The 7,853-nt window shown below is 72.3% G+C and carries 7 protein-coding genes; 3 read left to right on the top strand and 4 right to left on the bottom strand.

Translation table 11 applies throughout. The features are described 5' to 3' along the window. Positions 1 to 16: 16 nt before the first annotated feature. On the bottom strand, positions 17 to 724 hold the full coding sequence (locus CCS38_RS02360; RefSeq protein ID WP_223731503.1) for an HD domain-containing protein: 708 nt from the start codon (positions 722 to 724) through the stop codon (positions 17 to 19). 152 nt (positions 725 to 876) lie between these two features. Between CCS38_RS02360 and CCS38_RS02355 the strand changes: the two genes are divergently transcribed. Continuing rightward, positions 877 to 1,578, top strand: coding sequence for a copper homeostasis protein CutC (locus CCS38_RS02355; protein WP_223731502.1), 702 nt, complete (start codon positions 877 to 879; stop codon positions 1,576 to 1,578). 28 nt (positions 1,579 to 1,606) lie between these two features. On the opposite strand, the gene CCS38_RS02350 is transcribed toward CCS38_RS02355, so the two are convergent. Beyond that, complete coding sequence (locus CCS38_RS02350) at positions 1,607 to 3,685, bottom strand: HelD family protein (RefSeq protein ID WP_223731501.1); 2,079 nt, start codon at positions 3,683 to 3,685, stop codon at positions 1,607 to 1,609. A 263-nt stretch (positions 3,686 to 3,948) separates the two neighbouring features. Between CCS38_RS02350 and CCS38_RS02345 the strand changes: the two genes are divergently transcribed. Together CCS38_RS02345 and CCS38_RS02340 are read left to right on the top strand one after the other, a co-directional pair. Continuing rightward, on the top strand, positions 3,949 to 4,161 hold the full coding sequence (locus CCS38_RS02345; protein ID WP_223731500.1) for a hypothetical protein: 213 nt from the start codon (positions 3,949 to 3,951) through the stop codon (positions 4,159 to 4,161). A gap of 112 nt (positions 4,162 to 4,273) precedes the next feature. Next, entirely contained in the window at positions 4,274 to 5,623 is a 1,350-nt protein-coding gene (locus tag CCS38_RS02340; RefSeq protein ID WP_223731499.1) for a glycosyltransferase 87 family protein, read from the top strand. Between the two features lie 170 nt (positions 5,624 to 5,793). Here the strand turns inward: CCS38_RS02340 and CCS38_RS02335 are convergent, their stop codons facing one another. Both CCS38_RS02335 and CCS38_RS02330 read right to left on the bottom strand, forming a co-directional pair. Further along, positions 5,794 to 7,443 (bottom strand): DNA repair helicase XPB, encoded by a 1,650-nt coding sequence (locus tag CCS38_RS02335; protein WP_223731498.1) that lies wholly within the window; start codon positions 7,441 to 7,443, stop codon positions 5,794 to 5,796. A 149-nt stretch (positions 7,444 to 7,592) separates the two neighbouring features. Further along, on the bottom strand, positions 7,593 to 7,853 hold a 261-nt coding region (locus CCS38_RS02330; protein WP_223731497.1), incomplete at its 5' end, for a WYL domain-containing protein.

Here is a 7,853-nt window from a genome sequence, read left to right as displayed (position 1 = left end):
CCCCCGCACCCCCGCCTCATGCCGTCAGAAGGTCGAGCTCCGTGGTCAGGTTCCGCCGGGCCAGCCGCTCCCATCTGTCGTGCCCCTCCGGCGTGCGGAAGAGCCTTGGCAGCGCCAGCAGTTGACGCAGTACATCGGCCCGGCCCGCCCGGAACGCCTCGTCCGGCACGAACCCGAACTCCTCGCGCACCGCGGCGGCGTACGCCGCGTACTGCTCCGGCGACCCGGCCAGTACCGCCAGATCCGCGTCGCACAGCACCTCGCCGTTGCTGTCCCCCTCCGCCGGATCGTGCGTGACCGTGAGCCGCACGAGACGCGCCACCTCCGCCGTGTGCTCCGCGTCGATCCCCAGCTCCGGCAGCGCCCGCTCGGCGAGCGCCGCGCTGCGCTCCTCGTTCTCGGAGCGGTCGGGGCGGTAGACGGCGTCGTGGAACCAGGCCGCGAGCCGTACGACATCGGGCTCGGCGGCGTGTCCCGCAAGCTCGTCGATCCGGTCCAGCACGGCGGCCAGATGCTCGGTCGTGTGATAGCGGCGCTGCGGCTCGGCCCAGCGTGCCAGCAGATTGTCGGCGTACGGGGCGGGGTCGGGCGGCAGGGCGATCGCGGTGCCGGGCTCGGTCGCCGCGTCGGCGTTCCGGAGCGCCAGGACGGCGTCGTGCCAGCGGCGGCGCAGGTGTTCACCCGGGTCCATGCGGTCCGTGCGATCCGTCGGGGAGGAAGCCATACGACCATTGTGCGCATCCGGACCGGCGGCCTCACCACAGGTGATCGCGCCGAACGCCGGAGCGGGCCGGGCGCGTCCGCGCGGGGCGCTTTTCGCGTCGGATCGGTGTCGCTCCGTAGCGCCGCCCTGCCGGGTATGGCACTCTGGAGCACATGTCTAGACCAATTCTCGAGGTGATCGCGCTCGACGCCGCGGACGCCGCCGCGGCCGAGGCCGGAGGGGCGGACCGCCTCGAACTGGTCACCGACATGGCGTCCGACGGACTCACCCCGCCCCGCGAGACCTTCGCCGCCGTCCGGGCCGCCGTCACCATCCCGCTGCGCGTCATGCTGCGCGCGGCGGACGGCTTCGCCGCGGGCGACGCCCGGACGTTCGACGCGCTGTGCGCCGACGCCGCCGCGCTCCGGGCCGAGGGCGCCGAGGAGTTCGTCCTCGGGTTCCTCGCCGAGGACGGCGGCCCCGACCTCGCCGCCGTGGACGCCCTGACCGAGGTGATCGACGGCTGCCCCTGGACCTTCCACCGCGCCATCGATCACGCCGCCGACCGTGACGGCCTGCGCAAACGCCTCGACGACCGGCCCGGCATGGACACCTACCTCACCGCGGGATCGGCCGCCGGCGTCGACGACGGGCTGCCCGTACTGCTCGCCGAGGCGGCCCGCGCGGCGGCCGGCGAGCCGGGGTACGGCCCGCAGATCATGGCGGGCGGCGGCCTCACCCTCGCGCACGTCCCGCAGCTGCGCGCCGCCGGCGTCGCCGCCTTCCACATCGGCGGCGCGGCCCGCCCGGCCGGCTGGTCGGCGCCGGTATCCCCGGCCGCCGTCGAGACCTGGCGCACGGCGCTGGACGGCTGAACGGGGAAGACCGCAGGGGCGGCGGGTCTCAGCCCGCCAGCTCCTCCGGCAGCGGCGCCGCGTGCACGACCGTCAGGCCGGACACGGCACGTGTGAGGCAGACGTACAGGCGGCGCAGCCCGGTCCGGTGGTCCGGCTCGGCGTCCACGAGCGCCGCCGGCTCGTCCAGTACCACGTAGTCGTACTCCAGGCCCTTCGCGAGCGTCGCGGGCACAAGAGTGAGCCGGGCGTCCGCCGAGGTCTCCTCGCCGGGGGCGAGCGTGGCCAGGCCGGCTGCCGCCAGTGCCTCGCGCAGCGCCGGGAGGCGCGGCTCCGCGGCGATCAGGCCGATGGAGCCCTCCTTGGCCAGCGCGTCGCGGCAGGCGGTGATCACCGCCGCGTCCAGCGCCTCCGATGCTGTCGAGCGGATCTCGAAGTCGCCCGGGGATTCGCGGATGGACGTCGCCTCGGAGAGGTCCGGCGCAATGGCCGGAAGCAGCCGTGAGGCGTACGCGATGACCTCACGCGGCACACGGAAACCCTGGGTCAGCTCCTCGACCGCTGCGCCCGGCTTGCCCAGATGGGCCAGCGCCTCCTCCCAGGTGTCCGTCGACCACGGGGTCGTGCCCTGGGCGATGTCACCCAGTACGGTCGCCGAGCCGGTCGAACAGCGCCGGCCCACCGCCCGGTACTGCATGGGGGAGAGGTCCTGGGCCTCGTCCAGCACCACGTGGCCGAGCGAGTGCGTGCGCTCCACCAGGTCGTGCGCCTCGTCGATGAGGACGGCGTCGGCCGCGGACCACTTGGCGCTGCGGACGCTGCGGGCCGGTTTGGTCCACAGGATCGTCTTCTGCTCCTCGTCGGTGAGGACGCCGTCGGCGTGCTCGGCCAGGAAGTCCGCGTCCGACAGCAGCCGCAGGACCAGCTTCGCCGGGTCGACCGGCGGCCAGACCGCCTTGACCGTCGCCTTCACCGCGGCATTGCGGGCCACCGCGTCCTGCACCCGGTCGTCGGGCGCCTCACCGGCCCGCTCCATCTGGACGAGCACGGCATGCGCGATGCGCTGCGGCAGCGCCTCGCGCGCCGCGCCGTAGCGGATGCCCCGGTCCAGCAACTGCTGGACGATCTCTTCCAGTTCGTACACGGGAACGCGCCAGCGGCGGGAGCCGCGGACCACCACGCACGCCTCGGTGGGCATCGTGACGTGCGAACGGACGGCGCGGCGCAGCACCTCCGCCAGCCGCGCGTCACCCTTGACCGTGGCGGCCGCGGCATCGTCCGTACCGCGTACCTCCACATGCGCCACGAGATCGTCGACCGTGGCCTGCTTGACCTCCAGCTCGCCCAGCGCGGGCAGCACCTGCTCGATGTAGTGCAGGAAGGACTTGTTCGGGCCGATGACCAGGGTGCCGGCGCGGGCCAGCTTCTCGCGGTGCGCGTACAGGAGGTACGCGACCCGGTGCAGGCCGACGGCGGTCTTGCCCGTGCCGGGCGCCCCCTGGACGCAGACCGTGCCGCCGATCCCGGCCCGGACGATCTCGTCCTGCTCGGGCTGGATGGTGGCCACGATGTCGCGCATCGGACCCACGCGCGGCCGCTCGATCTCCGTCTGGAGCAGCTTGCTGGCGTGCTCCACCTCCGCCGGGTCGGTGAGGTGCTCGTCCTCGTACGCGGTCAGCTCGCCGCCGGTGTACCCGAAGCGGCGGCGCAGCCGCAGGTCCATCGGGTCCTTCTTGGACGCCCGGTAGAAGGGCTGGGAGACGGGCGCGCGCCAGTCGATGACCATGGGGTCGCCGTCGGCGTCGTGGACGTGCCGCCGCCCGATATAGAAGTCCTCTCCCTCGGCGCCCTCCGCGAGATCGACACCGGGCGCGTGGAGGTAGTCCAGACGCCCGAAGAAGAGGGGGGTGTGGGAGAGGTCGGCGAGCGCCTTGATACGGGCCTCGACCTCGCCCTGCAGGATCTGGGCGTTGACCCAGTTCGCCGCCACGTCCTTGATGTTCAGCGACTCGGCGTCCTCGCGCATGGCGCGGAGCGCGGCGCGGGAGGCGGCGAGGTGCCTGCGCTCCCGCTCCAGGGGATCGTCCTGCTCGTGCTTTTCCTTCTGGTCAGGGGCGTGCGAGGGCACGGCTTCGCCTCCGGGCAGCTGCGGTGGTCTGGGGGCCGGCCGGTTTCCGTCCGGGCGGCGGCGCTCCGCGACGAGAGTCGTGCGGGAGGCGGGCAGACGCGCGATTGTAGCCAGCACGAAGTGGGGACGCGACCGAATTAAAAGGGGCCCGAATCCCTTAGGGGGAGGCCGCAGGCCCGTGCTTCCGGGGCCGTACACCCGGCGACACGCGGATCGGTCGTTGGTCGGATGTGCGACGACCGGGTGAATTCCATCATGGAGACATGAGCAGCCACATAAACACGCCACCCGAACCCAAAACGACCGGCCGTGCCAGACACGGCGCCAGCGCTGTTGCCCACGACACGGAGCACCGGCACCCCGTGGGCAACGCCCTGCGGGCCGTGAAGGTCTTCGCAGGCACCGCCTTCAGCGTCGCCGTACTGGGCGAATACGCCGACGACAGTTCCCCGACCACCACCCGTACCAAGGAATGACATCGGGACGTCCGGAAAGCGTCACGAAATGTAGTGCGTGATCGATTAACGTCGCCGTAAAGGCTGTGAAGACTGTGCAAGCCGCATATGGCGACAAGGAGGGGTCACCCGCGTGTCTGCCGCCGACGGGAAGCCGATCCAGCGGACAACGCCCCTCGTGGGCAGGCCACGCACCACCCGGGAGCTGCCGGACGGACCGGCAGACCGCAGTACGGCCCCACACCCCCGCCGTACTCTCCCCCGCCACACGCTCCCCGCGGCAGCACTGCTCGCCGTGTCCGTGGCCGCGCTCGGCGTCGTACACCTCTTCGTACCGATGCCCAACTCCGACATCCTCGTCTACCGGGCGATGGGCGACTCCGTCCTGACCGGCGGCGACCTCTACGGCTTCAGGGTCACCGAGTGGCACCTCCCGGCCACCTACCCGCCCTTCGCCGCCGTGCTCTTCGTCCCGCTGGCGCGGATCTCCCCCGGCGTGCTGGAGCTCGCCTCCGTACTCGCCAACATCGCGCTGCTCGCCCTGCTGATCCACTTCTCCGCGCGGCTCGCCGGGCTGCGCGCCACCCACCGCGTGCCCTCGCTGCTCGTCGCCACCGCGCTCGCCATCTGGCTGGAGCCGGTGTACCAGACGATCGTCTTCGGGCAGATCAACCTGGCCCTGACCTGCCTCGTCCTGTGGGACCTCACCCGCCCCGACGGCGCGCGCGGCAAGGGCCTGGCCATCGGCATCGCGGCCGGCATCAAGCTCACCCCCGCGCTCTTCGCCGTGTACCTGCTGCTCACCGGGCGAGTACGGGCCGCGCTGGTCTCGCTCGCCGGGTTCGCCGGCACGGTGCTGCTCGGCGTCGTCGCGCTGCCCGGCGCCAGCGTCGAGTTCTGGACCCAGCGGCTCTACGAGACCGGGCGGGTCGGCGAGGCGTGGATCGTCGACAACCAGTCGCTCCAGGGCCTCCTCGCGCGCCTGCTGCACACGACGCACCCGGGCGTCGTCTGGGTGGCGGGGGCCTTGCTGACGGCCGTGATCGGGATGGCGGCGGCCCGCCGGACGGGCCTGGTCGCCGGCCGCGAGGCGTGGGGCGTGCTGTGCACGGCGCTCACCGCGCTGCTCGTCTCGCCGATCAGCTGGTCCCACCACTGGGTCTGGTGCGTGCCGCTGCTCGCCGTCCTGGCCACGCACATCCGGCGGGACGTGCGGCGGCGCACCGTATGGGCCGCGCTGGCCGTGCTCTTCACCGCCCGCACGATGTGGCTCGTGCCGCACAACGGCGACCTGGACCTGGTACTCCCGTGGTGGCAACAGCCACTGGCCGCGCCGTACCCCCTGCTCGGCGTGGCCTTCCTGCTGGCCGCGCTGTGCTGGCGCGGGGGCGTGCTGACGGGGGTGGCGGCGGGGGCACTGACCCGCCCGGACGCGGCCCGCGCGGAGTCGGTACCGGCGCCTCGGTCACCGAGTCAGGCGTAGGGGCCGACCAGGCTTACCGTTTCGCCCCGCTCTTCCCCCATGGGGGTGCAGCGAGCCTCTGCTCTTCCCCCATGGGGGTGCAGCGAGTCCCCTTCTCAACACAGTACTGGGGACTACTGACAACCCGGCCACTGAACAACCCGGCACTGACGACCCGGCCGCCCCGCCCCTCACGCCCCTTCGTCCGCCAGCAGTTCGTGCGCGTCCACGATGCGGTACGCGTAGCCCTGTTCGGCCAGGAAGCGCTGGCGGTGGGCCGCGAAGTCCTGGTCGATGGTGTCGCGCGCGACAACCGAGTAGAAGCGCGCCTCGTGGCCGTCCGCCTTCGGGCGGAGCACCCGGCCGAGGCGCTGGGCCTCCTCCTGGCGCGAGCCGAACGTGCCGGACACCTGGATCGCGACCGTCGCCTCCGGCAGGTCGATCGAGAAGTTCGCGACCTTGGAGACGACCAGCACGGACAGCTCGCCCTCGCGGAAGGCGTTGAAGAGCTTCTCGCGCTGCGCGTTGCTGGTGTCGCCCTTGATCACCGGCGCGTCCAGGTGCTCGCCCAGCTCGTCCAGCTGGTCGATGTACTGCCCGATCACCAGCGTCTGCTCGCCCGCGTGCCGGCGCACCAGCGCCTCGGTGACCTGCTGCTTGGACCCGGTGGTCGCGCAGAAGCGGTACTTCTCGTCGCTCTCCGCCGTGGCGTACGCCAGCCGCTCCGAGTCGGTCAGATTGACCCGGACCTCGACGCAGTCGGCGGGCGCGATGTACCCCTGCGCCTCGATCTCCTTCCACGGCGCGTCGAACCGCTTCGGGCCGATGAGCGAGAAGACGTCGGACTCGCGGCCGTCCTCGCGCACGAGGGTGGCGGTCAGGCCGAGCCGGCGACGCGCCTGGAGGTCGGCGGTGAACTTGAAGACCGGCGCGGGCAGCAGATGCACCTCGTCGTAGACGACCAGGCCCCAGTCGCGGGAGTCGAAGAGCTCCAGATGCGGGTAGACGCCCTTCCGCTTGGTCGTCAGCACCTGGTACGTCGCGATGGTGACCGGCCGGATCTCCTTCTTCGTACCGCTGTACTCGCCGATCTCGTCCTCGGTCAGCGACGTGCGCTTGACCAGCTCGTGCTTCCACTGGCGCGCGGACACCGTGTTCGTCACGAGGATCAGCGTGGTGGCCTTGGCCTCGGCCATCGCACCGGCTCCGACCAGCGTCTTTCCCGCGCCACAGGGCAGTACGACGACGCCCGAGCCGCCGTGCCAGAAGTTCTCGACGGCCTGCTGCTGGTACGGCCGCAGCGACCAGCCCTCCTCCGCCAGCTCGATCGGGTGGGCCTCGCCGTCCACATAACCGGCCAGGTCCTCGGCCGGCCAGCCCAGCTTCAGCAGCGTCTGCTTGATCTGCCCGCGCTCGGAGGGGTGCACCGCGACGGTGTCCGGGTCGATCCGGGCGCCGACCAGCGGCTGGACCTTCTTCGACCGCAGGATCTCCTCCAGCACCGGGCGGTCGGTGGTGGTGAGCACCAGGCCGTGCGTGGGGTGCTTGCTGAGCGTGAGGCGGCCGTACCGGGACATCGTCTCGGCGATGTCGACGAGCAGCGCGTGCGGGACCGGATACCGGGAGTACGCGACCAGCGCGTCCACGACCTGCTCCGCGTCGTGACCCGCGGCCCGCGCGTTCCACAGGCCGAGCGGCGTCACCCGGTAGGTGTGGATGTGCTCCGGGGCGCGCTCCAGCTCCGCGAAGGGGGCGATGACCTGGCGGCACGCGTCCGCCTGCTCGTGGTCCACCTCCAGCAGCAGCGTCTTGTCGCTCTGGACGATGAGAGGTCCGTTCACGCGCCTCGCCTTTCGCTTCGCCTGCACCCGGCCGGCGTCACCGCACGGCCCGGCCGTTCGTACGGCCAAACGTCCAGTGTGCCGCATCGCGGCGAAAGGGGGGCCTGCGTCCACAGAGCGCGCCCCCGGAGGCCGCGGTCAGGACACCGTCAGGACGCCGCGTCGTCGGCGAGTTCCGAGACGCCCGTGATGCGGTGCAAGGGGTATGTGCGGACCTCGTCGGCGGTGTGGTCGTACGCCGTCACGAAGCCGCCCTCGACCCGGACCGGGGCGATGACGCGCTGGCTGGCGGCGCCGTCGGCGTTGACGTAGCCGATCCACAGCGCCGAGTTGGTCAGCGCGGCGGCCTGCACGGTGGCGAGCGTCTCGGCGGACGTCGTGCGCGGCAGCCGGCCCGGCGCGGGCGCCGC

The organism is Streptomyces purpurogeneiscleroticus, assembly GCF_020024005.1.
In the GTDB taxonomy this organism is placed as follows: domain Bacteria; phylum Actinomycetota; class Actinomycetes; order Streptomycetales; family Streptomycetaceae; genus Streptomyces; species Streptomyces purpurogeneiscleroticus.
The sequence above is the reverse complement of the archived record's forward strand: the minus strand, read 5'-3'. Positions and strand labels throughout refer to the sequence as shown.